We start from the raw sequence: 23,468 nt of genomic DNA, 5'->3' as shown, positions 1-23,468 counted from the left end.
CATGACCGGGAACGATCCACTCAGCAACGCGCTGTCGGGCATCGACAACGCCGAGAGCGTGGGACATCTGAGCCACGAGGTACGACCCGCCTCGAACGAGATCGGCCAGGTGCTCGAGGTCTTCTACGACCGCGGGTACATCGACGGCTTCGAGTTCGTCGACGACGGCAAGGCCGGTCGGTTCGAGGTCGAACTGAAGGGAGCGATCAACGAGTGTGGCCCCGTCAAGCCCCGCTACGCCGCGAAAGCCGACGAGTTCGAGAAGTGGGAGAAGCGATACCTCCCCGCTCGGGACTTCGGCGCGCTCGTCGTCACGACGAGCCGCGGCATCATGAGCCACTACGAGGCTCGCGAGCAGGGCATCGGGGGCCAGGTGATCGCGTACGTCTACTAACAATGCGAGTCGAACTGGAAATCCCCGACGACGTAACCGCCGAGGTCGACCACCTCGACGCGACGATCGAGGGCCCGAACGGCAGCGTCACGCGCCGGCTCTGGTACCCCGACGTCTCCGTCGAGGTCGAGGACGACCACGTGGTAATCGAGAGCGAGTCCGAGGACGCGAAGACGAACGCGACCGTCGGCACCTTCGAGAGCCACGTCCGCAACGCCTTCCACGGCGTGACCGAGGGCTGGGAGTACGAGATGGAAGTCTTCTACTCTCACTTCCCGATGCAGGTCCGCGCGGAGGGCGACGAGGTGGTCATCGAGAACTTCCTCGGCGAGCGAGCCGAGCGACGCACCCCCGTCCACGGCGACACCGACGTCTCCGTGGACGGCGAGACGATTACCCTCTCCGGGCCGGACAAGGAGGACGTGGGCCAGACCGCCGCCGACATCGAGCAGTTGACGAAGGTGAAAGGCAAGGACACCCGCGTCTTCCAGGACGGCGTCTACATCACCCGCAAGCCCGGGAAAGGAGGTGCCTGATAGATGGCTGACGACGAACACGACGAGGCCGACTCCGCCGAGGAGTCCGGCCCGCAGGAACTGGAGGACATCAGCGGCGTCGGCGAGAGCAAGGCCGGGGCGTTACGCGAGGCCGGCTTCGAGTCCATCGAGGACGTCAGGGAGGCCTCCCAGGACGACCTCTCCGAGGCCGACGGTATCGGCAACGCGCTCGCCGCCCGAATCAAGGCCGACGTCGGCGACCTCGAAGTCTCCGAGGAGACCGAGGCGGAGATCGAAGACGAAGCCGCCGAGGAGGAAGCCGAGGAGGCCGCGGAGGACGTCGAGACCGAACTGCAGCCCCGGGGGCTGACCGAGAAGACCCCGGAGCTCTCCGAGGAGGAAGAACGGCTGCTCGCCCAGCGCAACGGCGAGGGCAAGCCGCAGTTCAACCGCCAGGACTACCACAAGAAAAAGCGGACGCCGGAGTCGTGGCGTCGACCCCGCGGCGGGCTCTCGAAGCAGCGCCGCGGCGTCAAGGGCAAGGGCCCGAAGGTCGAGGCCGGCTACGGCTCGCCGAAGGCCGTCCGGGGCAAACACCCCAGCGGCTTCGAGGAGGTCCGCGTGGAGAACGTCGACGACCTCGAAGGCGTCGACGGCGACACGCAGGCGGTCCGCATCGCCTCCTCCGTCGGCGCCCGCAAGCGCGAACGAATCGAGGAGAAGTGCGAGGACGCGGGCGTTCGCGTCCTGAACCCGACCTACGTCGAAGTTGAGGTGGACGAATGACGGACCTGAGCGCACAGAAACGACTCGCCGCGGACGTGCTCGACGTCGGCAAGAACCGCGTCTGGTTCGACCCCGACGCCCAGGGCGACATCGCCCAGGCGATCACCCGCGAGGAGATCCGCGAACTCGTCGACGACGGCATCATCCGGGCGAAAGACGCCACGGGTAACTCCCGCGGTCGCGCCCGCGAACGCAACGCCAAGCGCTCCTACGGCCACCGGAAGGGCCAGGGCAAGCGCCGCGGCAAGAAGGGCGCGCGCCAGAACGAGAAGGAACAGTGGCAGGACCAGATCCGCGCGCAGCGCCGGAAACTGCGCGAACTCCGCGACAAGGGCGAACTGACGCCCGCGCAGTACCGCGAGCTCTATCGCAAGGCAAGCGGCGGGGAGTTCCGCAGCGTCCGGTACCTGCTGAACTACATCGACAACCACTACGGTGACCAATAATGGCGACAGGACCACGATACAAGGTACCGATGCGGCGTCGCCGCGAGGTCCGGACGGACTACCACCAGAGGTTGCGCCTGCTGAAATCGGGCAAGCCCCGGCTCGTCGCTCGAAAGAGCAACAAGCACACTACGGCGCAGCTGATCGTCCCCGGACCCCAGGGCGACGAGACGATCGCGAGCGCACACTCGAGCGACCTCGCCGACTACGGCTGGGAGGCCCCCACGGGTAACCTCCCCGCCGCCTACCTCACCGGCCTGCTGGCCGGCCAGCGAGCGCTCGAAGCGGGCGTCGAGGAGGCCGTCCTCGACATCGGCCTCAACGCGGCGACGCCCGGCAACAAGGTGTTCGCGGTACAGGAAGGAGCGATCGACGCCGGCCTCGAGATTCCGCACAACGACAGCGTGCTCGCGGACTGGTCGCGCACGCGCGGCGAGCACATCGCCGAGTACGCCGAACAGCTCGACGAGCCGCTGTACGCGGAGTTCGACGCCACGGAACTACCGGAACACTTCGACGAGGTACGAGAGGCGATCCTAGAATGAGCGGAAACGACTACGACGACGGGTGGCAGCCCGTTACGCGACTCGGCACGATGGTCCAGGAGGGCGAGATCGACACGATGGAGGGCGCCCTCAACTCGGGCCTGCCGCTGAAAGAGCCCGAGATCGTCGACCAGCTCCTGCCGGGGCTGGACGACGAGGTGCTGGACATCAACATGGTCCAGCGGATGACCGACTCCGGCCGGCGGGTGAAGTTCCGCTGTGTCGTCGCCGTCGGCAACCGCGACGGCTTCGTCGGCTACGCCGAGGGCCGCGAGGACCAGGTCGGCGCTGCCATCCAGAAGGCGATCGGTATCGCGAAGCTGAACATGATCAAGGTCCCCCGGGGCTCCGGCTCGTGGGAGGACCGCTCGGACCGGCCCCACTCGCTGACCCGGCGCACGAAAGGGAAGGCGGGCTCGGTCGAGGTCGAGCTGATCCCGGCCCCCGAGGGGCTGGGCCTCGCGGCCAGCGACACGGTCCGCGCGGTGCTCGAACTCGCCGGCATCGAGAACGCCTGGACGAAGAGCCACGGCAACACCCGGACCACGGTGAACCTCGCGAAGGCGACGTTCAACGCGCTGGAGAACGCCTCGCAGTCGCGCCGGCCCCGTGGACGTGAGGTGGTCGAACGATGAAGGCGGTCGTCCAGATTCGCGGCGAGGTCGACCGCCGCGGCGACGTCGAGGACACGCTGTCGATGCTCAACGTCCACAAGGTGAACCACTGCACGCTCGTCCCCGACACGGACGCCTACCGCGGCATGGTCACCAAGGTCAACGACTACGTCGCCTACGGTGAACCCGACGCGGACGTCCTCGAAACGCTGCTCGAGAAGCGCGCGGAACCCCTCGAGGGCAAGCAGTCCGACGTGGACGAGGCGTGGATCGCCGAGCACACCGACTACGACGGCTTCGCCGGGCTGGCCGCGGCGCTGCTCGACGAGGAGACGACGCTGCGCGAGCAGGGACTGTCGCCGACGCTGCGGCTGCACCCCCCGCGGGGCGGCCACGACGGCGTCAAGCACCCGACGGTCGAGGGCGGCCAACTCGGAAAACATACAACGGAGGAGATTAACGAACTCCTCATCTCGATGCGCTAACCATGACGAGCAAGAAACGACGCCAGCGCGGCTCGCGAACCCACGGCGGTGGGACACACAAGAACCGTCGCGGGGCCGGCCACCGAGGCGGCCGCGGCCGCGCCGGGCGCAGCAAACACGAGTTCCACAACTACGAATCGCGGGAGAAACACGGCTTCAAGCGGCCCCAGGACATCCGCGCGGAGGTCCTCGAAGTCGACGTGAAGACGCTCGACGAGGACGCGCTCCTCTACGCCGCCGAGGGGCTGGCCGAGGAGACCGACGACGGGTACGCGGTCGACGCCCGCGACGTCGTCGAGGACGGCCACGAGGCCGACGCCGTGAAGGTCCTCGGGAGCGGGCAGGTCCGCAACGCGCTGGAGGTCACCGCGGACGCGTTCACCGACGCGGCCCGCGAGAAACTCGAGGCCGCGGGCGGCGCCGCCGTCCTCACCGAGCGCGCCGAGGACGACGCCGACGAAACCGACGAAACCGACGAGGAGTAACCCATGGGATGGAAGGAAGCCGCCGAACCGGTCTTGACGCGGATGCCCGCCGTCCGTCGCCCCGAGGGGCACGTCCCCTTCAAGCGCAAGCTGGCGTGGACGGCCGGCATCCTCGTGTTGTACTTCTTCCTGACGAACATCTCGCTGCTGGGCCTCCAGTCGGGCGGGAGTGACTTCTACAGTCAGTTCCGCTCGGTGCTGGCCGGCGAGTTCGGCTCGCTGCTCCAGGTCGGTATCGGTCCGATCGTCACGGCGAGCATCGTCTTGCAGTTGCTCGGCGGGGCCAACCTGCTCGGCCTCGACACCGACGACCCGCGGGACCAGGTGCTCTACCAGGGCCTGCAGAAGCTGCTCGTCGTCATCATGACGGCGCTGACGGCGCTCCCGATGGTGTTCGCCAGCGGCTTCCTTCCGGCACAGGCCTCGCTGACCCTCGGCGGGTTCACGCTCGACCAGACCGGGGTCCAGACCCTGCTGTTCGCCCAGATCTTCGCCGGTGGCGTCCTCATCCTCTACATGGACGAGGTCGTCAGCAAGTGGGGCGTCGGGAGCGGCGTCGGGCTGTTCATCATCGCCGGAGTGAGCCAGCGTCTCGTCGCCGGGTTCCTCTCGTTGAACCCCGACGGGTTCTTCTACAGCTGGTACCTGATCCTCACCGGGCAGACGGAGATCGGCTCGCTGGTCTCCGGGAGCGGCCTGTACACGCTGTTCGTCGACGCCGGGATGCTCGTCCCGCTGGCGACGACGCTGCTGATCTTCGCGATCGTCGTCTACGCGGAGTCGGTGCGGGTCGAGATCCCGCTGAGTCACGCCCGGGTCAAGGGCGCACGTGGTCGCTTCCCCGTGAAGCTCATCTACGCGAGCGTCCTGCCGATGATCCTCGTTCGCGCGGTGCAGGCGAACGTGCAGTTCCTCGGCCAGATCCTCGCCTCGCAGACCGGCGAACAGGGCATCATCGCGCCGTTTGGCTACGAGATGCCGTGGCTGGGCGTCTACGACGCCGGCCAGCCGGTCAGCGGGTTCTTCTACTACACCGCGCCGATCTACGCGCCACAGGACTGGATGTGGTGGACCGGTCTCTCCCAGGAGCCGTGGATGGTGATGGTCCGGATCGCCATCGACCTGACGGTGATGATCGTCGGCGGCGCGGTGTTCGCTATCTTCTGGGTCGAGACCACCAACATGGGCCCCGAATCGACGGCCAAACAGATCCAGAACTCCGGGATGCAGATCCCCGGCTTCCGACAGAACGTCGGCGTCGTCGAGAAGGTCATGGAGCGATACATCCCGCAGGTGACCGTCATCGGCGGCGCGCTCGTCGGCCTGCTGGCCGTCATGGCCAACATGCTCGGCACGATCGGTAGCGTCGGGGGCACCGGTCTGCTGCTGGCGGTCTCGATCACGTACAAGCTGTACGAGGAGATCGCCGAGGAGCAGTTGATGGAGATGCACCCGATGATGCGCCAGATGTTCGGTCGCTGACGGCCGGTCGCTCTCGCCTCGTTCTTTTCTCCGATCCCAGCGCCGAGCGTCGGGTGTACGCGCCGACTCCGCCCCCGAGTCGCACGCCCGTCGTCGAGGCGTGCGTGGGAGATACGAGCACGCGCGACCGCGATTTGGTGGCCGACCCGCGAGCCCCGAGCGGCGGGGACGGCCGGCAGAGAGGAGCGGTAGGGTCGCCTTTCGGCCGGTTAACGGCGAAATCCTGCCCTGGATATATACGTCCGAAGCGGTTACCTCAGTGCGATCGGATGTCCGAGGTCTATCTCGTGAGCACGGTCCTGATGGGGCTGTTGCTGGTCGCTATCGCGGTCGCGGTCGCACGCTCCGGCCAGCGCGCCAATCCGAGCGGCTACGCGGGCGGCCAGCGGGAGTACGCCGACTGGTCCGACGAGGTCGGCGACGACTCGGTTCGCGTCACGCGGCTCGCGACCGAACCGGCGGCCTGGGTGGTCGGCTTCCTCGCGCTCGCCATCGCCGTCCTCGTCGGGGCCGTCCTCTTGCTGGAGAGTCCCGACCTCGGGCTCCAGACGGGGTTGCTCGGGCTCGGCGCCGCGATCCTGCTCGGCTACGCCGTCGTCGGGACCTTCTACGCGGCCCGCAACCGGACCGGCGGGTCGGCCGCCGCCGCGGCCGTCGCCGCGGGCGCGCTGGGGCTGCTCCTGTTGATCGCGGTGACCGTGGTGCTCGTGACGGCCTAACTGCGAGCGGGTGCCCGTGTAAAAGCGGAAAACGGAGCGGAGAAGGCGCCGGCGCGGGACGCGAGGTCGGTTCGGGACGTTACTGGATCGAGTAGCCCGCGGCGATGGTCAGCAGGAACACCGCGAAGACGGCACTGGCCATCAGGTACGCGATCGAGCGTGGCTCCTCGATGAGGTGCTGGTAGTAGCCGGCGATCAGCAGCGACTTCGTCGTCGCGAGCGCGAGCGTGCCGGCCATCGCCAGTTGGTAGTCAAAGTCGAACTCGAAGAAGATGAACTTCCCCGTCCCGAGCGCCAGCAGCGCGACGTAGATGATCGCGTACGTTCGGACCTTCGACATCGGTTTCCTATCCGGGCGACTGCCACTTATAGCTTCCTTATTGTTGCGGTGTCGGGCGGTCGCTTGTCGACCCCGGGGTGGCGACCCGGCGACGTCGCGGTCGGTGACCCGCGGCCGCCGCGACGCGCGGGTCGAGCGACACCTAGATGAACGGCGAGTCCCACTGCCCGAACGATGACGCTGCGGTCGTCACTTCGCCGTCGGATCGGCATCGCCGTCGCGCTCTCGCTGGCGGCGCTCGGGGTCGGCGCGGGCGTCGCGGCGGCGAGCAACGTCGTCGTCGGGCTCTCGGACACGGGGGAGGTCACGGTGCCGACGTGGCTCTACCTCGCGACCGGCGGCGGCGTCGTCGGCGCGGCCGCGGTGCTGACGATGCTCGTCACCGACCGGACGGTCCTCGACGACTACCACGGGCGGTCGCTCGGCTTCCCGAGCGAGACGCTCCTCCGGGCCGGGTCGCTGTTGCTCGGCGCGGTCGGGGTCGTCGGCCTGCTGTTCGCGCTGGCGGTCGGCGTCGCGGGCCCGCAAGGGATCGGGCTCACCAGCGCGACCGTCCTGCTGACGTTCGTCGGCGTCCGGGCGCTGCTGACGATGGTCGCCTACGGCGTCGGCAACCCGTGGCGCGCGATCAACCCGTGGCGACGCATCGCCGCGGTCCTCCCCAGCCGGAACGAGCCCTACCCCGAACGGCTGGGCTCGTGGCCCGCCGTCGGCGGTCTGTTGCTGTTCGTCTGGCTCGAGGTGGTCGCCCCCCTGAGTTCCGCGCCGCGGATGCTCGTGGCGGTACTCCTCGGCTACACGGCGGTCACGCTCGCGGCCGCGGCCAGCTTTTCCCCCGAGGAGTGGTTCCGCCGGGGGGACCCGCTGTCGGTCTGGTTCCGCCTCTACGGCGCGGTCGCGCCGATCCAGCGGACCGACGACGGCCTCGAATTCCGCTTCCCGGCCGCGCGCCTGACCGACGGCGACGTGGTGACCGACCGCTCGGCGGTCGCGTTCGTCCTCGCGCTGGTCTGGGAACTGACGTACAACGGCTTCGTCGTCACGCCCCCCGGCGCGGCGACGGTCGAGTTCTTCGTCGGCCTCGGCCTGCCTGCGGAACTGGTCTACCTCGCGTTGCTCGTCGCCGGCTTCGCCGGCTTCTGGCGGGTCTACTGGTTCGCGGCGAGCCGCTCGCGCGAGCGCGCCGAGACGTACCTCTCCCGGCGGTACCTCGCGGTCAGGTTCGCCCCGCCGCTGCTGGCGATCGCCGCGGGCTATCACTTCGCCCACTACGTCGGCTTCACCATCGCGCTGTGGCCCCAGTTGCTCGACACGCTCGTCGCGCCGCTCGCCCCGGACCCGAACCCGACCCAGCTCGCGCTCACGTCGTGGTTCGGCTACGTCGAAATCGCGGGCATCCTGCTCGGGCACGTCCTCGCGGTCTGGGTCGCCCACGCGGTCTCGTTCGAGCTGTTCCCCGGCAAACTGCAGGCGATCCGCAGCCAGTACCCGTTCGTCGCCGTCATGGTCTTCTTCACGATGCTGAGCCTCTATCTCGTCTCGTTGCCGACGGCGAGTCCGCCCTACGTGCCCGCGTGAGCGCGCGGGGCCGGCGGTCGGGGACTCGGACCGGTACACACTAGTGGACGCCGCCCCAACCTCCGGTACCGAATGTCCGTCGACGAGGCTCCGGCCGCCGAGTACGACGTCCCCCCCGGCGAGGAGCCGGCGGCGACCTGTCCCTACTGCGGCCGCCCCTTCCGCGAGGAACGGTACGCCACCTTCCACGTCGGGGCCGAACACGCCGCGGCGTGTTCCGACGCCGAGCGCGAGGCGTTCGAGGACGAGCGCGACGACGAGGAGTACGAACTGTTCACGTTCCACCTCAAGGCCGCCGTCTCGGTATTCTTCGTCTACTTCGTGTTCACGTTCGTCTACGCGCTCGTCTGGTCCGGCTGAGTCGCCGGCCCGGAACTTCTTTGCCCGGTGACTTCCCGGATGGCGGTACGATGTTCGGTTCTCGCACCCGCGCCGACGTCGGCGAGCGGCCGCGCCGCTCGCGGCGCTGGCGCTTCTCCTCCGTCTCCTCCAGCCCGCGCCGGCGGCGGCGCTCGCTCCGGGCGACGCGACTGACAGCGACGACCGCGGCGGCGACGACGCCGACCTCGCGGCGGCCGCGGTCCGGTACCGACCGCGGAGTGACCGCGCTCGTCGCTCGGGAGCGTCGAGGCGGCAAACGAGGACGAGACGTGAACGGACTGGACGAAAGGACGGTACGAAGCGGAGCCGAAAACGGCGATCAGCGGCGGAGAGCCGCTACATCAGGTAGAAAAGCGGGAAGAGGAAGACCCAGACGATGTCGACGAAGTGCCAGTAGAGGCCGAAGTACTCGACCGGCCGTTCGTCGTCGAGGTAGGCGTCGACCGTCAGCACGCGGTAGATCATGAAGCCGGCGACGAACAGCCCGAGCAGGACGTGCAGGCCGTGGAGGCCGGTTGTCACGTAGTAGATCGAGTACTCGAGACCGCTGAACCAGAAGTCGCCGTGGGCGAACTTCCCGCTCCACTCCCAGGCCTTGATGCCCATGAACGTCAGCCCCAGCAGGACCGTCGCGCCCAGCGCACCGAGCAGCCCCTTCTTGTTCCCGCGTTCGGCCATCACGAGCGCGAGGATGACCGTGAAACTCGACGTGAGCAGGACGTAGGTGTTGATCAGTCCGGGCAGCGCCGACGGCGGCACCGTCGACCACTCGAACCACCCGGCGTGGATGCGCATGAAGACGTACGCGCCGATGAACGCGCCGAAGACGACGACGTCCGACGCGAGGAACACCCAGACGCCGAACTTCGTGTTGTCGACGCCGCCGAACGGCCAGCGCTCGGCGATCGCCATCTCGGGCGCCTCGAACTGCTCGCGGCCGAACTGGAACAGGACGTACGCGAGGATGGCCACGCCGAGCCCGGTCAGCACGGGGTAGACGACGCTCGGGTCGGCGGTCGCGCCGATGTCGCCGCCGTTGGCCTCGGCGAACTCCCCGATGTACGGGGTCAGCCCGCCCAGTCCGAGGAAGAACACGAAGGTGCCAAGCCCGATTCCGAACGGCCAGATGCTCGCGTGGTCGGCGTGGGCCTCGTGGCCGCCGTCCTCGACGTCGGCCGTGGCGGTCTCGCCGGCGGCGACGGCGCCGCCGTCGGTCGCGGCGTCGACGAACTCGAGACGGCCGCTGGCGTAACTCGGCCGGCCGGACCAGTTGTCAAGCGGCGGCGGCGAGGGGATCGCCCACTCGGCCGTGCGGGAGAACTCCCACGGGTTGTCGGGCGCGTCGGGGCCGGAGACGAGGCTCTTGCCCAGCGTGTAGAACATGATCAGGAACGACGCGCCGAGGACGAACGCCCCGACGGTCGCGATCTGGTGGTAGAGTTCGAGGCCCTCGCCGTAGTGGAAGACCCGGCGGGGGGTCTCCCAGGCGAGGAACATCGGGAAGTAAAGCAGGTTGAACCCGAGGAAGTAGACGGCGAAGTTGGCCTTCCCGAGGGTCTCGGAGTACATCTTGCCGGTGATCTTCGGCCACCAGTAGTAGAGGCCGCCGATCATCGCGGTGACGCCCGCGACCATCACGTAGTGGAAGTGGGCGACGACCCAGTAGGTGCCCCGGAACTCGTAGTCGAGCACGACCGCGCCGAGGAACACCCCGGTGATCCCGCCGAGGATGAACAGCACGAGCGCGCCGAGGCTGAACAGGAAGGGCGTGGTAAAGCGGATCCGCCCTTTCACCATCGTGTAGATCAGGGCGAAGACCATGAGGTCGAACGGCAGGGAGATGCCGATGGTCGTCGCCATGAACAGCGTCTTGATGGGCAGGTTGATCGTCGTCAGGAACATGTGGTGCATCCAGACGAGGAACGACTGGACCGCCACCAGCACCATCGCGATGATGACCCACTTCCGGCCGACGAGGCGCCGACCGGTGAACGTCTGGAACGTCTCGAACATGATCCCCAGCGCCGGGAAGAAGACGATGTACACCTCCGGGTGCCCGAAGAACCAGAACAGGTGGCCCCACAACAGGCCCGAGCCCTGATCGGTCGCGAAGTACTGGGTCAGGAACACCCGGTCGGTCGCGAGCAGCAACAGCGCGGCGAGCAGCGCCGCGAACGCGAACAGCATCATCCACACCGTCAGCAGCCACGACCACGTGAACATCGGAACGTTCCAGAGGCCGAGCCCCTCCGCGCGCGACCGGTGGATCGTCGTCAGGAAGTTCACCGTCCCGATCGTGATCGAGAGGGTAAAGAGGATCAGCGCGAGGATCGTCGCGTTCCCGCCCGTGGTCGCCTGCATCGCGGGCGAGTACGTCGGGACGTTCAGCGGGGCGTACATCGTCCAGCCGCCGGCGAACGAGCCGCCCTGGAAGAACGAGATCCCGACGAGGATGCCCGAGAACAGGTAGAACCAGTACGAGAGGGCGTTCAGCCGGGGGAACGCGAGGTCCTTCGCCCCGATCTGTAGCGGGACGAGGTAGTTTGCAAAGCCCGCCGCGAACGGCGAGAGGAACCAGAACACCATCAACAGCCCGTGGGTGGTGACGGCCTGGTTGTACGTGCTGCCGCCGAGAATGCCCGAGCCCCCGCTTTCCCAGAGGTGGGCGCGGAACAGCAACGCGAGCACGCCGCCGAACACGAGGAAGAACAGCGCCGTGCTCAGGTAGAGGACCCCGACGTCCTTGTGGTTGGTCGTGACCAGCCAGCGCTTGATCGACCGCTTCGGGGGGAGATCACTCATCACTCGTCACCTCCTTCGAGTTCGGCTTCCTGATTGGCCATCCACTCCTCGTACTCCTCCTCGGGGAGCACCGTCAGCGTACTCTCCATGCTCGAGTGACCGGGGCCGCAGAGTTCGAAGCACTCGATCCGGTACTCGCCTTCCTCCTCGGCGACGAACCACGTCTGGTCGTGTTCGCCGGGGATGGCGTCGGCTTTCACCCGTAACTCGGAGATGCCGAACGTGTGCCAGACGTCGTTCGACGTCACGTCGATCCAGACGGTCTCGCCGGCCGGCACGACCAGTTCGCCGGTCGTGCTCACGCCGTTCTCGTACTCGAAGTTCCAGATGTACGTCTGGCCGACGACGTCGACTTCGATGGCGTCCTCGCCGGGCTCGCCGCCGGGGCCGTCCTCGACGTACAGTAACATCCCGTACGTCCAGACGACCAGCGAGATGACGATGATCGCGCTCAGGCCGAACGAGACGAACAGTTTCTTGCCGCTACCTCCGCCTGTCGGTAACTCCCCGAGGGTGGGCAGCCCCTCGTCGGGCTCGCGGCTCCCATCGTCACGGTACTTGTACGCGTTGTACAGCGTGTACGCCACGACGATGATGCCGACGAGCGTGCCGAGTCCGAGGAAGAAGACGAAAATTTCCTCGAACACGTCGACGCGGGTCTGCATCGGGGGCAGGTGTGGTGCGAAGATTGTATTCACCTCGATTTTGCGGGTTTTATGACGGACGATGACTCACGGGGTTACTTATCTGTTTGGGAACGAACCGAACGGCGACGACGCCACACCAGCAGCAACGACGCTCTCGGCACCCCGGAGCCGGGTCCTTCACCCTCCACTTTGGCCCGACCATCTTTTGTCTATCGTTCCGTAACTGAGTCCTCCCGGAGAAGTATCACTCCGCTGCCGCATATGTTCGTCCCGGTCGCGAGCGGCGAGTCGCGGAGTCGGCCCTCACGACGCTCGTTCATCCGAATCCCCTCTTCGGCGGTCGGTCGTACGTCGAGTGTGGCGAGCGTCGATCGACGGTCGCGTCGGTCCGGTCCATTCCCGGCCGTTATCGCTGGGTAGTTATACAGCACACGGCAGATGGCAAACAAAAATCCGTGGACGATACCCGGGTCCCCTGCTCCGGCGGGCGCGTTACTCGCGCCACCCGAACAGCCGTTCCCGGAGCGAGCGGGGTCTGGCTTTCTCGGCGAGCAACACCGAGCAGTCGACGTCCTCGATGACGTCGAGAACGAGCGAATCGCGCAACAGCCGGGTCAACAGGCCCCGCTCGGTCGCGCCGACGATGATCGTGGTGTGATCCGCCGCGGCGCGTTCGATCGCGGCCTCCGGATCGCCGGACTCGACCAGCAGCGTCGCCCCCTCGAGGCCGTTCTCCGCGGCCCACTCCTCGAGGAACCGCTCCGCCTCGTCCGCGGACTCGTCCTCGTCGCGGACGTACAGTACCGACACGTCGGAGTCGTACTCCTCGCGAAGCATCGCCGCGACGGCGGCCCCGAGTTCGGAGTCGGGCCCGCCGGCCGTCGGGAGGAGAATCCGCGAGGCGTCGAATCCGCGGTCCTTGAGTACGAGGACGTCGCACGGGAGGTTCTGTGTCAGTTCGTCCACTCGGCTCTCGGCCCGTCCGTGGGTGCCCGGGCCCCAGCCCATCACGACGATGTCGACGTCGTTCGTCCGCGCGGCGTCGAAGATCTCCTCGAACGAGCGGTGCGAGAGGATCGTCTTCGTCTCGACGTCGACGTCGAACGTCTCGGCGTCCTCGCGGGCGTCCTCGAGTAACCGCTCGGACTCGGCGCTCAACTGGTCGACGTGCTCGGCGCCCTTTTCGAGCGGCGTCTGGTCGGGTACCTGAACGATGTGGGTCGCGATCACCGTCCCGTCTCGCCGGTTGGCGATGGCGCTGCCGAGCGTGATCAGATCCTTCTCGTGGTCGGGGTTCGCGAGCGGCACCATCACCCGATAGGTGCCGCCGTCGGGCTTGACGCTCGTCGCGGCGGTCACCGCGGGTTCGGGCATCTCGTCGGCGCGACGAAGGACGTACTCGCCGAGGACGCCCTGCTTTTCGGTCTTGCCGCGGGCGTACAGGAGGTACCACAGCGCGGCACCCAGGACGAACAGGACGGACAGCACGATGACGATCGGTTCGATGAACCCGATGAGCGCGAACGAGAGAATCGCCCCCAGGATCGGCGTGACCGGATACAGCGGGACGCGGTAGGACGGCTCGTAGCCCTCGACGTCGGCCTCGCGCATGACGATCAGCGCGACGTTCAACAGCCCGTAGATGATCAGGTGCAACACGCTTCCGGCGGTCGCGAGCGTCTGGATGTCGCCGAACAGCAGGAAGAGGACGATGAACGCGCCCGTCACGGCGATCGACCGGTACGGCGTGCCGAACCGCGGGTGGATCGCGTTGAGTTCCGGGCTGACGATCCGGTCTCGGCCCATCGCGAAGTTGATCCGCGAGGACGCGAGAATGGAGGCGTTCGCGCTCGACGCGGTCGCCAGCAGCCCGCCGACCAGGAGCGCGCCCGCACCGATCGGGCCGATGAGCCGGCTGGCCACGTCGACGACCGCCGTGTCGTTGTTGGCCACGAGCTCGTTGGGAACGGCCGCGAGCACGGCCAGCAGTACGAGCGCGTAGATCGCGGTGACCAGCACGACGCTGCCGATCACCGCACGCGGGAGGTTCTTCCCGGGTTCTTTGATCTCCTCGGCGACGGAGGTGATCTGGACGAACCCGAGGTACGAGACGAAGATGAGCGCGGTCACCGGTAACAGCGGCGTGATGCCCTTGTCCGGCGGGACGATCGGTCGGAGCGTCGAGAGGTCGGCGTTCCACGCGCCGAAGGCGGTGAAGACCGCGAGAATCCCGACGAGGGTTATGACGATGGCGTTCTGGAGGCGACCGGTCTCCTTCGCGCCGACGTAGTTTACCGCGATGAACGCGACCGCGGCCACGAGCCCGATCAGTTGCGCCGCCGACAGCGAAACGACGTAGAGGTCGATGGGGCCGAACGAGAGTCCCGCCATCCGGACGATGTACTCGCCGAAGCCGAAGACGTAGAACGCGGAGGCGAACGCCAGTCCGATCCAGTTCCCCCAGCCTGCGATCGAGCCGAACAGCGGCCCCAGCGCGCGGTTGACGTAGAAGTACGCGCCGCCGGATCTGGGCATCGCCGTCCCGAGTTCGCTCGCGGAAAACGCCGTCAGAATGGCGATCCCGCCCCCGAGAACGAACGCGGCGGCCGCGAGCGGTCCGGCTCTCGCGACAGCCTCGCCGGGGAGGACGAAGATCCCCGCGCCGATCATCGTCCCGACCCCGATGGTCAGCGCGGCGAGCGGCCCGAGGTCCTTCGCGAGTTCCTCGTCGCCCGACATCACGTCACCCCGGTTCGGTGGTACGGCGGGCCGTTCGTTCTCGGCGGGGCCGAGTCGTTCCCGTCGGTCGCGGTGAGAGGAGTCATACGAAGGAAAACCTACCGGAGAGCCATAAATTGAATGAAATCGGTGACGGTCCGCCGCCGACAGCTACTATACGTCGGCGACCGAATGCGTCGGTATGCCGGAAGAAGTTCTCTTCGCGTTCGAGCGCCGCACCGACGCCGCCGAAATCGCCGCTTCCCTCCGTGCCGTCGCCGACAACCTCGAAGCGGGCGAGGCGATCACCCTCGAGGCCGGCGGCGACTCGGTGACGATGTCCCCGCCGTCGCGGCCGACCTTCGAGGTCAAAGCCGAGCGCGAGACGTCGAGTTCCGGGGGCCCGGCCGAACTCAGCGTCGAGTTCGAACTCGAGTGGACCGAGGGCGAATCGGACGACGGGACCGGCGACGGCAGCCTCACCGTCGAGTGACGCCGTTCAGATTTCGACGACCCACGCCGTGACGTCCTCGGGGAGTTCGAACACCCGGCGGAGGACGCCGTCGAGAAACTGCGCGATCCGGTTCGGGTCCGCCTTCGCGCTCACGCGCGCGTTCGTCCCCTCAGCGTCCTCGGGGCGGGTCAACTCGTCGATCTTGAACGCCGGGAACTCGGCGAGCAGCGACTTCAGGCGTTCGAGTTCCGCGTCCGTGCAGTCGAGGTTGACGACGCCGTCGGCGAACTGCACCCAGGGGACGCCCAGTTCGGGATCCGGTCCCGCATCGTCCCCGAGGTCGGCCTCGTCGACCTCGATCGTGAGGTAGGGGCTGGCCCGCCGACGGTGGGCCGTGATCGCGTCGACGAACAGTTTTCGTCGCTCCGCCGGCGTCGCCGCGTCGAATCGCGTCATAGTCGGCGGGACGTGCGCCATTCTTTAAGCCTTTATGCGACGGGGATGAACGCCAGCGTATGGTACAGCCACGAATTCTGATCCTCGGGGCGCCCGGGGCAGGCAAGGGAACCCAGAGCGCGAAGATCGCCGACCGCTTCGACGTCGACCACGTCACCACCGGTGACGCCCTCCGTGGGAACAAGGAGATGGACATCTCCCACCTCGATCTGGAGTACGACACTCCCCGTGAGTACATGGACCGGGGCGAACTCGTCCCCGACGCGGTCGTCAACGCCATCGTCGACGAGGCGCTCTCGCAGGCCGACGGCTTCGTCCTCGACGGCTACCCGCGCAACCTGGAACAGGCCGAGGAACTCGAAGGGATGACCGACCTCGACGTCGTGCTCTATCTCGACGTGAGCGAGGACGAACTCGTCCACCGGCTCACCGGCCGCCGGATGGACCCCGAGACGGGCGAGATCTACCACCTGGAGTACAACCCGCCCGAGGACCCCGCGGTCGAGGACCGCCTCGTCCAGCGCGACGACGACACCGAAGAGACCGTAAAAGAGCGCCTGCGCGTCTACCGCGAGAACACCGAACCCGTGATCGAACACTACGAGGAACGCGGCGACCTCGAACGGATCGACGGCGAGCAATCGCCCGACGAGGTCTGGGCGGACGTCAAGGAGACGATCGAAGACGCGGCCTGATCCGGCTTACTCGTTCTCGACGTCGATCTCGTACTCGGCGATGTTGAGGTAGTGAATCTGCGGGGGAAGCGAGTACTCTTCGGGGTAGATGTCAATATTGGCATCTTCGAGCCCTTCGTCGTAATCTATATTCAGGCTAGCGTCCTGGGCACAGATGGAGTGCGCAACGATCGAACCATTGAACTCAAAACTGTTTCCTTGGAACCTTGCCTGAGCGTCTTGGCACGCTCCATTGCCATTTTCGTGGTCCCACCAGCCGTTATCATCGTCGGCCGCCGAATAAATCACGCCTTCGAAGGCACCACCGCTGTTCGGGCCGAGATCGCTTCCCATTTCGGACGTTCCGTACACCTGAAGGTGTTTCGCACCGCCGTCGTCACAGGCTTCGACGCAAACCTCACCGTCTACCCTGAACACTTCGCCAGTCGAGTAGATCTTTAACGTGTTCTCGTCCGCCTTGTTCACGACATTGATCCCGCCACTATCGGACACCGATATATTCCCGTCGACGATCAGCGTTGCATTCCCTCCGCTGATATCGAAGTTGAGTTCGTCCCCGTTCTCGAATTCGTCAATATAGTATATTCCGTCCGACAGTGGTTGGGAAATATCACTGGAGAGATCTTTCCCAGTTAAGTTTATATCGACCGGTTCGTCCCCGACTTCACCCTCGTTTCGCGCGTCCTCTGCCATCTCGTGTATTACGTCGTCGAGTTCCGGCATGGGCGCGCGAGTCGCGTTTTCGAAATGGTCTTTATCGTCGTCGAGACCGTTCTTGCTCCCGTACATTGCACCAGACGAGAACGCGTTCTCGACCTCGTCGTAGCCGAGTAGCACGGTAACTGAGTTATTCTCGTGATCGACTTCGCGAACCGCCATGTCACCGGCCTGCGTCCTAACGTACTCCTCCCAGCCCCGGTAGTATTCACTCTCGATAACCATCGTCACCGACTCGTTCTCGACCGACAGCGACTCGTGCGAGGTCGTGTTATTGTGCGCGATCGTAACCGTACCGGAGTCGAGGTTCTGCTCGCCGCTGACGGTCGCGATCGGGAGCGTAAGCGTCTCGTCCTCGTAGTGGACCTGCGGCGCCGAGAGCATGTGCGTCTCGTTGCCCCGTTCGCGCCAGACGCCACCGGCCTGGTAGGCGACGATGCTGCCGTCGTCGCCCTCGTACTCGACGGCCCCGAGACTGACGTTCTCCGTTTCTCCCCCGTACTCGAGCGTGATGTTCCCCGCGTTGGTCTTCGTCACCGCGCCGTGTTCGCCCGCCTCGAAGTCCATCGTCCGGACCGAGTCGTTGTCGACCGACGCCGTGGCCATGTTCTGGCTCAGTTCGACGAACGCCTGTTCGATGCGCTCCTGTTCGGCGTTTCGCTGTGCCTCGTCGATCGACCCGCCCGCGACGACGAAGATGCTGAAACTGCCGATCGCGACGATGCCGATGAGGAGTACGATGCCGAGCACCGCGGACTGTCCGCGGACCTGTGAAAGAGGTGACAACGGATCGTCCCGACACGCGCTCATATCCGTGTGCATGAGTAACCAGTACGATAAAGTATTCGACTTGTGTTAGATGCGTGTTAGGTTGTAATTAGCTGCCGACGGGGAACGAAACGAGGCGTCGCGAAACTGAACGAAACGTCGGTACGGAACCCTGCCGGCCGGCGTATCCCGGTGCCGGCGTTCGAGTCGGTGCTACTCCAACCTGACCTCAGTCCTCGATTTCGACCTCCGACTCGTCGACTTTGATCACGTACTCGTCCGGGGAACTCGTCACGCTGTAGGTGACCGTCTCGAACTCCACCTCGGCCGCCTCGATCACGTCGGTGGCGATCTCCTCCTCGAAGATCTCCGCGAGGTCGTCGGCGTCGTCGACGTGGAAGTACTTGCCGCCGGTGGTATTGGCGACCTCCTCGAGCAGGTCGTCGTTGATGTCGCTCCCGAGGCCGACCGTGTAGACGGTGACGCCGTCTTCCGCCGCGTCCTCCGCCCGCTGTCTCGTCTGTTGGTCGAGATATTCGTTATTGTTCTCGCCGTCGCTCAACAGTACCATGACCCGCTCTCTGTCGTCGCCGTCCTCGTCGTAGGCGTCGAGTGCGATGTCCATCCCGGCCGCCATGTTCGTTCCGCCGTCGGCCTCGGTGTCGAGGGACGCGTTGACCGAGTCGAAGTCGTTGCTCAGATGGTGGATCTCGTGTCCGTAATTGTTGAACTCGTACACGCCGACCTTGTCGCCTTGCGATTCGTTGAGCACGCCGATGAAATCCCGGGTCGCGTCGAGGCGGCGTTCGTCCGGGTCGTTTCCGGGGTGCTGGTTCCAGCACCCGCCAAATGGGCCGTATTGAGTGCAATGCGGTCCCATCGACCCCGACCGGTCGAGGACGAACGTGGCGTCGATCGGCAGTCGCACCTCCTGGTCGACCGTGAGGTCGCCCTCCGGAATGGGGACGTCGGACCGGAGCGAGACGTCGAAGTGGATCTCGACGTCGTCGCCGATGTACGTGTCTCCGGCTCCACCGCCGTTACCGGCTCCGTTACCGGCTCCACCCCCGTCGCCGGGGCCGAGCGTGCCGCCGACGATAGCGCCGTGAATCTCGGTGTCGTCTTTGATCTTGAGGTTCCCGTCTCCGGGCGCGTAGACGACGCCCTGGAAGTCACCGTTGATCGTCACGTCCGTATCGCTTCCGCCGTAGATCCAGATCGCGTCCGCGCGATCGTCGGGCACCTCGACGTCCTCGAGTTCGATCTCGTCGCCGGTGACGTAGATGTGCACCTGCCCGCCGCCGGTCACGTCGACGTCGTCGAGAGCGAGGTCTCCCGGATCGTCGCTGTCACCAACCGCGACGTGGGCGTCGCCGTCACTGACGTCGAACTCGAGGTTCGACCGATCCAGATCGCCGTCGACGTGGTACTCGCCGTCTTCGACCGTGCCGCCGGGGAGACCCGGCTGGCTCTCGAGGAACTCCTGTGCGGCGTCGATTTCGTCGTCCACGTCGTCGATCGAGTCGAACGGCTCCGATAGCTCGGTCGACAGCGCGTCGGCCTGATCGGGTTCCGGACTTACGTCCTCACCGTACCGGTACGCGAACGGCGACACTTCCGAGTTGGGCGTGGCGTTTAGGTCCCCATTGATGACTGGATATCCCGAGATAGTCGCTTGCGAGACCAGGTGCAACTCGTCGGTGTCCGCGACGAACAGGTCACCGCTCGTGTTCTCGGTATTCGCGTACGTATCTTCCCGGCTATCGTAACTGTCGACGGTCAGGTCCCCGTTGATTTGGCTCTTGTCGCTGTTTTCCGGCCCCGTCACGTACAACCCGCCGTAGATCGTCGGTTCGAGGTCGACGTAGTCGGCGAACGGCCGCGTGTGTCCGAGCGGGGCGTTGACCTCGACCCGTCGGGCGTCCGGATCGTGCGAAATCTGGTCGTCGTCGGCGTCGAACTCCTCGCGCAGGAACCGCTCCCAGCCGTCGTGGTAGGGCGTGTCCTCGACGGTTATCGTGACGCTCGACGGGAAGCGGACCTCCTCGATGCAGCCGGCACCTTTGGGTTTGTGCAACGTGGTGGTCGCGGTGTGCTCGCCGCGACTCACGTTCCCGCGGAGGTTCGTCACCGAGACTTCCAGCCGCTGGGTCTCGATCCCGTCGTGCGTGTCGGTGTAGTACCGGATGTCGGGGTCCGAGACGACCACCGTCGTGTTGCCGGACGTGCGCCAGATGCCGCCGGCCTGATAGGCCATCCGCTCGCCCCGATCGGTTTCGTGCTCCAGCGTGCCGAGCGGTAAGTCGCTGACCTGACACGACTCGCCGAGCCGGTTCGTGACGTTTATCGACAACTGTCCCCGGTCGGCGACCTCGTACTCACCGTCGTCGCCCGTTTCGATGTCGAAGCTGGTCTTCCCGTCTCCCGCGGCCGTCTCCGTCGAGAGCGTCTTATCGACCATCCTGAAGTTCTGTTCGTTCCGTTCGTCCGTGGCGTACCCCTGGAGGTCGTCGATCATCGTCATTCCCGCGACCATGACCACCATCGCGCCGACGAACACCATTCCGAACAGCAAGACGATACCCACCTGCGGCGAAGCACCCCGATCCGACCCACCGGATCGAGACCGCGATTCACCCACACGTTTCATTTCTTGCGAAAGTCAATAACGCTATTATATTAATCTATAGGATCGTGTATTCTCGGCCGCCTCGGTGAGGTCGGGTAGCCGTGCCGTATAGCGGTCCTATCCGGCGTCCCCCGACCCGTCAGTCGGATCTTGGGACCGCCGTTTTCGGCCTCGTCGGGCCGGGCGGCGGTCTGGCGGCCCGCGAGGTCGCGGGTCGCGGGTCGCCGCGACGCCCCCGCGGGCGGCCGCGGTCCGACCGGCCGCTCGCCGGCACTCGCCCGCGCGAAGATAAACACTTGTATACCGGAGGTGACCTAGGCAAACCAGATGACGCGCACAGCGGAGAAGATCGACGCCCTCGTCAGCGAGGACGCCTCGATGGCCGACGCCCTCGAGACCGTCCGCGAGGAGGCCGACGCCAACGGGGGTGAGGTCGAGTGGGCGGACGTCCGCGGCGACCTCACGAGCGGCCAGTGGGGTCGGCTGATCGAGAAGGGCGTGCTGGTCGACGGCGACGAGGGGTTCGAGATCGCCGACCGCGAGGCCTTCGACGAGGCGCTCGACGGCGACGGCGAGACCGCGATCCCCGACGTCGACATCGACGAGGAGGCCTCGAAGTGGTCCCAGTGGGACAAGGTCGCCGGCGTGACCGCGCTGTTGTTCATGGTCGGCTACTGGTTCAACTCGGTCCGGGACACCGTCGGCGCGGTGATCGACGTCGCGCTCGGACCGCTGGACGCGGTGTTGCCGTTTTACGCCGTGATCCTCGCGGTCGCGATGCTGACCGGCCTGTACTCGACGCTGCTGCAGGCGAACCTGATGAACACCGAGCGCATCGCCAAGTACCAGGAGCGGATGCAGGCGATGCAGGAGAAACGCAAGGACGTCGAGGAGCGAAAGAAGGCGGCCGAGGAGCGTGGCGCCAGCGACGCGGAGATCGAACGCCTCGAAAACGAGATGGATCGCGTCCAGGAGGAGCAGATGGAGGCGATGGCCGAGAACCTCGGGATGTTCAAAGAGCAGTTCCGGCCGATGGTCTGGATCATGCTCTTTACGATCCCGCTGTTCCTCTGGATGTACTGGAAGATCCACAGCACCGGGCCCCAGACCGTCGAGGAGACCGTCGTGATGCCGCTTATCGGCACCACCGACTGGAGCGCCGACGTGTTCGGCCCGCTGCGCGCGTGGATCGTCTGGTACTTCCTGTGCTCGATGGGCTTTACCCAACTGCTGCGCAAGTCGCTGAACATCGACATGAGCCCGTCGACGACCTGAGCGCTCCGGACGCCCTCGTCGGCCCCGGCGATTCAAAACCCATTTTACTCGGCCCGTCGCAGTTCGGATATGTTACTGACGGTTTCCGGCCCGCCGGGCAGCGGGAAGAGCACGACCGCGGAACTGCTCGCCGACGCCTTCGATCTGGAACACGTAAGCGGGGGCGACATCTTCCGCGAACTGGCCGACGAGCGGGGGTACACGGCACTCGAGTTCAACAAACTCGCCGAGGAGAACGACCAGATCGACCGCGACCTCGACCGGCGCCTGCGCGAGGTCGCGGTCGAGCGCGACGACCTCGTACTCGAGTCGCGACTCGCGGGGTGGCTCGCGGGCGAGCACGCCGACTTTCGCTTCTGGCTCGACGCGCCGGCGTCGGTCCGCGGCGAGCGCATCGCCGAGCGCGAGGGGAAAGATCCCGCGCGAGCGACCGAGGAGACGCGGGCGCGCGAGGCCAGCGAGGCCCAGCGGTACGCGGAGTACTACGACATCGACATCCGCGACCTGACGATCTACGACCTCTCGATCAACACCGCCCGCTGGGAACCCGACGCGGTGCTGGACATGCTCGTCACCGCCGTCGAGGAGTACGACGCCGACGGCGACGAGGGGAAGACGCCCGTCACCGACGTCCGCTACGAGTTCTGATGAGCCTGCGCGGCCCCCCCGAGGAGCGATCGCCCGCCGAACTGCTCTCGTTCGGCGTCGTCAACCTCGACAAGCCCCCCGGCCCCTCCTCCCACCAGGTCAGCGGCTGGATCCGCGACGCCGTCGCCGAGGCGCTCGCGGCGTCGGGCGACGAACCGATCGAACGGGCGGCCCACGCCGGGACGCTCGACCCGAAGGTGACCGGCTGTCTCCCGATCATGCTCGGGGACGCGACGCGACTCGCGCAGGTGTTCCTCGAGGGCGCGAAGGAGTACGTCGCCGTCCTCGAGTGTCACGCGCCGGTGCCCGCCGACGTCGAAGCGGTCGTCGCGGAGTTCGAGGGACCGATCTACCAGAAGCCGCCGCGCAAGAGCGCCGTCTCCCGGCGACTCCGGACCCGCGAGATGTACGACCTCGACGTGCTCGAAGTCGAGGACCGTCGAGCGCTGCTGCGAATCCGCTGTGAGAGCGGCACCTACGTCCGGAAGCTCTGTCACGACCTCGGACTCGCGCTGGGGACGGGCGCGCACATGGGCCACCTGCGACGGACGGCGACGGACCCGTTCGACGACGCGACGCTGTGTGACGCCCACGACCTGCTCGACGCGCTCGCGTTCTGGGTCGAGGACGACGACCCCGGGCCCCTGTACGAGGTCGTCGACCCCGCCGAACGGATCCTCGACGGACTGCCCGCGGTGACGATCGCAGAGAGCGCCGCCCGCGAGGTCGCCGAGGGCGCGCCGGTGTACGCCCCGGGCGTCCTCGAAGCGCCCGACGTCGACCGCGACGCGCTGGTCGCCTGTTACGCGCCGACCGGCGCGGCGGTCTGTCTGGGTCGGCTGGTCGGCGACCCCGACGCCGAGTCGGGGACGGTCGTGGAGTTAGAGCGAGTGCTCGTCTGAGTCGG

At 66.6% G+C, this 23,468-nt stretch carries 23 protein-coding genes and 1 pseudogene; 17 read left to right on the top strand and 7 right to left on the bottom strand.

What is annotated here, in order from left to right; translation table 11 throughout:
• The first annotated feature begins 1 nt into the window (after position 1).
• From NKG98_RS06615 to NKG98_RS06570, 10 genes are all read left to right on the top strand, one after another.
• Positions 2–394 carry a 30S ribosomal protein S8 gene (locus tag NKG98_RS06615; RefSeq protein ID WP_254768871.1) on the top strand — a complete coding sequence of 131 codons (393 nt, stop codon included), beginning with the start codon at positions 2–4 and terminating at the stop codon, positions 392–394.
• A gap of 2 nt (positions 395–396) precedes the next feature.
• Positions 397–930, top strand: a complete 534-nt coding sequence (locus NKG98_RS06610) for a 50S ribosomal protein L6 (RefSeq protein WP_254768870.1) — start codon at positions 397–399, stop codon at positions 928–930.
• Positions 931–933: 3 nt separating this feature from the next.
• Positions 934–1,677 (top strand): 50S ribosomal protein L32e, encoded by a 744-nt coding sequence (locus NKG98_RS06605; protein WP_254768869.1) that lies wholly within the window; start codon positions 934–936, stop codon positions 1,675–1,677.
• Positions 1,674–2,123 carry a 50S ribosomal protein L19e gene (locus tag NKG98_RS06600; protein ID WP_254768868.1) on the top strand — a complete coding sequence of 150 codons (450 nt, stop codon included), beginning with the start codon at positions 1,674–1,676 and terminating at the stop codon, positions 2,121–2,123. Before NKG98_RS06605 ends, NKG98_RS06600 begins: the two co-directional genes overlap by 4 nt.
• The gene (locus NKG98_RS06595; RefSeq protein WP_254768867.1) at positions 2,123–2,668 is read left to right on the top strand and encodes a 50S ribosomal protein L18; all 546 of its coding nucleotides are present in this window, start codon (positions 2,123–2,125) and stop codon (positions 2,666–2,668) included. Before NKG98_RS06600 ends, NKG98_RS06595 begins: the two co-directional genes overlap by 1 nt.
• Positions 2,665–3,303, top strand: coding sequence for a 30S ribosomal protein S5 (locus tag NKG98_RS06590; protein ID WP_254768866.1), 639 nt, complete (start codon positions 2,665–2,667; stop codon positions 3,301–3,303). The genes NKG98_RS06595 and NKG98_RS06590 overlap by 4 nt, the downstream gene beginning before the upstream one ends.
• Positions 3,300–3,767: a 50S ribosomal protein L30 gene (gene rpmD, locus NKG98_RS06585; protein WP_254768865.1), complete on the top strand. Its 468-nt coding sequence runs from the start codon at positions 3,300–3,302 to the stop codon at positions 3,765–3,767. The genes NKG98_RS06590 and rpmD overlap by 4 nt, the downstream gene beginning before the upstream one ends.
• A gap of 2 nt (positions 3,768–3,769) precedes the next feature.
• Positions 3,770–4,252: an uL15m family ribosomal protein gene (locus NKG98_RS06580; protein ID WP_254768864.1), complete on the top strand. Its 483-nt coding sequence runs from the start codon at positions 3,770–3,772 to the stop codon at positions 4,250–4,252.
• 3 nt (positions 4,253–4,255) lie between these two features.
• On the top strand, positions 4,256–5,734 hold the full coding sequence (gene secY / locus NKG98_RS06575) for a preprotein translocase subunit SecY (RefSeq protein WP_254768863.1): 1,479 nt from the start codon (positions 4,256–4,258) through the stop codon (positions 5,732–5,734).
• 269 nt (positions 5,735–6,003) lie between these two features.
• Complete coding sequence (locus NKG98_RS06570; protein ID WP_254768862.1) at positions 6,004–6,453, top strand: hypothetical protein; 450 nt, start codon at positions 6,004–6,006, stop codon at positions 6,451–6,453.
• A 79-nt stretch (positions 6,454–6,532) separates the two neighbouring features.
• On the opposite strand, the gene NKG98_RS06565 is transcribed toward NKG98_RS06570, so the two are convergent.
• Entirely contained in the window at positions 6,533–6,793 is a 261-nt protein-coding gene (locus NKG98_RS06565) for a cytochrome C oxidase subunit IV family protein (RefSeq protein WP_254768861.1), read from the bottom strand.
• 174 nt (positions 6,794–6,967) lie between these two features.
• Between NKG98_RS06565 and NKG98_RS06560 the strand changes: the two genes are divergently transcribed.
• Positions 6,968–8,371 carry a hypothetical protein gene (locus tag NKG98_RS06560; protein ID WP_254768860.1) on the top strand — a complete coding sequence of 468 codons (1,404 nt, stop codon included), beginning with the start codon at positions 6,968–6,970 and terminating at the stop codon, positions 8,369–8,371.
• A 72-nt stretch (positions 8,372–8,443) separates the two neighbouring features.
• Positions 8,444–8,731 (top strand): DUF7410 domain-containing protein, encoded by a 288-nt coding sequence (locus NKG98_RS06555; RefSeq protein WP_254768859.1) that lies wholly within the window; start codon positions 8,444–8,446, stop codon positions 8,729–8,731.
• Between the two features lie 357 nt (positions 8,732–9,088).
• Here the strand turns inward: NKG98_RS06555 and NKG98_RS06550 are convergent, their stop codons facing one another.
• The 3 genes and pseudogenes from NKG98_RS06550 to NKG98_RS06540 all read right to left on the bottom strand — a co-directional run bounded on the left by NKG98_RS06550 (position 9,089) and on the right by NKG98_RS06540 (position 14,940).
• Positions 9,089–11,554: a cbb3-type cytochrome c oxidase subunit I gene (locus NKG98_RS06550; protein ID WP_254768858.1), complete on the bottom strand. Its 2,466-nt coding sequence runs from the start codon at positions 11,552–11,554 to the stop codon at positions 9,089–9,091.
• Positions 11,555–11,583: 29 nt separating this feature from the next.
• Positions 11,584–12,219 (bottom strand): annotated as a pseudogene (gene coxB / locus NKG98_RS06545) (cytochrome c oxidase subunit II); the annotation flags it as partial.
• Positions 12,220–12,693: 474 nt separating this feature from the next.
• Positions 12,694–14,940, bottom strand: coding sequence for an amino acid permease (locus NKG98_RS06540; RefSeq protein ID WP_254768857.1), 2,247 nt, complete (start codon positions 14,938–14,940; stop codon positions 12,694–12,696).
• Between the two features lie 181 nt (positions 14,941–15,121).
• Here NKG98_RS06540 and NKG98_RS06535 point away from each other — a divergent pair, with 181 nt between their 5' ends.
• Complete coding sequence (locus NKG98_RS06535; protein ID WP_254768856.1) at positions 15,122–15,412, top strand: amphi-Trp domain-containing protein; 291 nt, start codon at positions 15,122–15,124, stop codon at positions 15,410–15,412.
• Between the two features lie 6 nt (positions 15,413–15,418).
• Here NKG98_RS06535 and NKG98_RS06530 read toward each other — a convergent pair whose 3' ends face one another.
• Complete coding sequence (locus NKG98_RS06530) at positions 15,419–15,829, bottom strand: DUF7975 family protein (protein ID WP_254768855.1); 411 nt, start codon at positions 15,827–15,829, stop codon at positions 15,419–15,421.
• A gap of 59 nt (positions 15,830–15,888) precedes the next feature.
• Here NKG98_RS06530 and NKG98_RS06525 point away from each other — a divergent pair, with 59 nt between their 5' ends.
• The gene (locus NKG98_RS06525; protein WP_254768854.1) at positions 15,889–16,524 is read left to right on the top strand and encodes an adenylate kinase; all 636 of its coding nucleotides are present in this window, start codon (positions 15,889–15,891) and stop codon (positions 16,522–16,524) included.
• A 6-nt stretch (positions 16,525–16,530) separates the two neighbouring features.
• Here NKG98_RS06525 and NKG98_RS06520 read toward each other — a convergent pair whose 3' ends face one another.
• Together NKG98_RS06520 and NKG98_RS06515 are read right to left on the bottom strand one after the other, a co-directional pair.
• On the bottom strand, positions 16,531–18,051 hold the full coding sequence (locus tag NKG98_RS06520; protein WP_254768853.1) for a DUF7289 family protein: 1,521 nt from the start codon (positions 18,049–18,051) through the stop codon (positions 16,531–16,533).
• Between the two features lie 187 nt (positions 18,052–18,238).
• Positions 18,239–20,659, bottom strand: a complete 2,421-nt coding sequence (locus tag NKG98_RS06515) for a vWA domain-containing protein (protein ID WP_425504393.1) — start codon at positions 20,657–20,659, stop codon at positions 18,239–18,241.
• A gap of 306 nt (positions 20,660–20,965) precedes the next feature.
• Between NKG98_RS06515 and NKG98_RS06510 the strand changes: the two genes are divergently transcribed.
• The 3 genes from NKG98_RS06510 to NKG98_RS06500 all read left to right on the top strand — a co-directional run bounded on the left by NKG98_RS06510 (position 20,966) and on the right by NKG98_RS06500 (position 23,463).
• Entirely contained in the window at positions 20,966–21,913 is a 948-nt protein-coding gene (locus NKG98_RS06510; protein WP_254768851.1) for a DUF106 domain-containing protein, read from the top strand.
• Positions 21,914–21,982: 69 nt separating this feature from the next.
• Positions 21,983–22,561, top strand: coding sequence for a (d)CMP kinase (gene cmk, locus NKG98_RS06505; protein WP_254768850.1), 579 nt, complete (start codon positions 21,983–21,985; stop codon positions 22,559–22,561).
• Positions 22,561–23,463 (top strand): RNA-guided pseudouridylation complex pseudouridine synthase subunit Cbf5, encoded by a 903-nt coding sequence (locus NKG98_RS06500; RefSeq protein WP_254768849.1) that lies wholly within the window; start codon positions 22,561–22,563, stop codon positions 23,461–23,463. The genes cmk and NKG98_RS06500 overlap by 1 nt, the downstream gene beginning before the upstream one ends.
• The last annotated feature ends 5 nt before the right edge of the window (positions 23,464–23,468 follow it).

Origin of the sequence: Salinilacihabitans rarus (genome assembly GCF_024296665.1) — an archaeon.
Classification (GTDB): Archaea; Halobacteriota; Halobacteria; order Halobacteriales; family Natrialbaceae; genus Salinilacihabitans; species Salinilacihabitans rarus.
This window is presented reverse-complemented; position numbering and strand designations above follow the sequence as displayed.

Excerpts from the sequence above, each read along its gene's own strand:
- NKG98_RS06555 (WP_254768859.1), top strand. The coding sequence starts at position 8,444 with ATGTCCGTCGACGAGGCTCCGGCCGCCGAGTACGACGTCCCCCCCGGC.
- NKG98_RS06590 (WP_254768866.1), top strand. The coding sequence starts at position 2,665 with ATGAGCGGAAACGACTACGACGACGGGTGGCAGCCCGTTACGCGACTC.
- NKG98_RS06595 (WP_254768867.1), top strand. The coding sequence starts at position 2,123 with ATGGCGACAGGACCACGATACAAGGTACCGATGCGGCGTCGCCGCGAG.
- cmk (WP_254768850.1), top strand. The coding sequence starts at position 21,983 with ATGTTACTGACGGTTTCCGGCCCGCCGGGCAGCGGGAAGAGCACGACC.
- NKG98_RS06525 (WP_254768854.1), top strand. The coding sequence starts at position 15,889 with ATGGTACAGCCACGAATTCTGATCCTCGGGGCGCCCGGGGCAGGCAAG.
- NKG98_RS06535 (WP_254768856.1), top strand. The coding sequence starts at position 15,122 with ATGCCGGAAGAAGTTCTCTTCGCGTTCGAGCGCCGCACCGACGCCGCC.
- NKG98_RS06600 (WP_254768868.1), top strand. The coding sequence starts at position 1,674 with ATGACGGACCTGAGCGCACAGAAACGACTCGCCGCGGACGTGCTCGAC.
- NKG98_RS06610 (WP_254768870.1), top strand. The coding sequence starts at position 397 with ATGCGAGTCGAACTGGAAATCCCCGACGACGTAACCGCCGAGGTCGAC.
- NKG98_RS06510 (WP_254768851.1), top strand. The coding sequence starts at position 20,966 with ATGACGCGCACAGCGGAGAAGATCGACGCCCTCGTCAGCGAGGACGCC.
- NKG98_RS06565 (WP_254768861.1), bottom strand. The coding sequence starts at position 6,793 with ATGTCGAAGGTCCGAACGTACGCGATCATCTACGTCGCGCTGCTGGCG.
- NKG98_RS06540 (WP_254768857.1), bottom strand. The coding sequence starts at position 14,940 with ATGTCGGGCGACGAGGAACTCGCGAAGGACCTCGGGCCGCTCGCCGCG.
- NKG98_RS06615 (WP_254768871.1), top strand. The coding sequence starts at position 2 with ATGACCGGGAACGATCCACTCAGCAACGCGCTGTCGGGCATCGACAAC.
- NKG98_RS06500 (WP_254768849.1), top strand. The coding sequence starts at position 22,561 with ATGAGCCTGCGCGGCCCCCCCGAGGAGCGATCGCCCGCCGAACTGCTC.
- NKG98_RS06605 (WP_254768869.1), top strand. The coding sequence starts at position 934 with ATGGCTGACGACGAACACGACGAGGCCGACTCCGCCGAGGAGTCCGGC.
- NKG98_RS06520 (WP_254768853.1), bottom strand. The coding sequence starts at position 18,051 with ATGAGCGCGTGTCGGGACGATCCGTTGTCACCTCTTTCACAGGTCCGC.
- NKG98_RS06580 (WP_254768864.1), top strand. The coding sequence starts at position 3,770 with ATGACGAGCAAGAAACGACGCCAGCGCGGCTCGCGAACCCACGGCGGT.
- rpmD (WP_254768865.1), top strand. The coding sequence starts at position 3,300 with ATGAAGGCGGTCGTCCAGATTCGCGGCGAGGTCGACCGCCGCGGCGAC.
- NKG98_RS06530 (WP_254768855.1), bottom strand. The coding sequence starts at position 15,829 with ATGACGCGATTCGACGCGGCGACGCCGGCGGAGCGACGAAAACTGTTC.
- secY (WP_254768863.1), top strand. The coding sequence starts at position 4,256 with ATGGGATGGAAGGAAGCCGCCGAACCGGTCTTGACGCGGATGCCCGCC.
- NKG98_RS06560 (WP_254768860.1), top strand. The coding sequence starts at position 6,968 with ATGACGCTGCGGTCGTCACTTCGCCGTCGGATCGGCATCGCCGTCGCG.
- NKG98_RS06515 (WP_425504393.1), bottom strand. The coding sequence starts at position 20,659 with ATGAAACGTGTGGGTGAATCGCGGTCTCGATCCGGTGGGTCGGATCGG.
- NKG98_RS06570 (WP_254768862.1), top strand. The coding sequence starts at position 6,004 with ATGTCCGAGGTCTATCTCGTGAGCACGGTCCTGATGGGGCTGTTGCTG.
- NKG98_RS06550 (WP_254768858.1), bottom strand. The coding sequence starts at position 11,554 with ATGAGTGATCTCCCCCCGAAGCGGTCGATCAAGCGCTGGCTGGTCACG.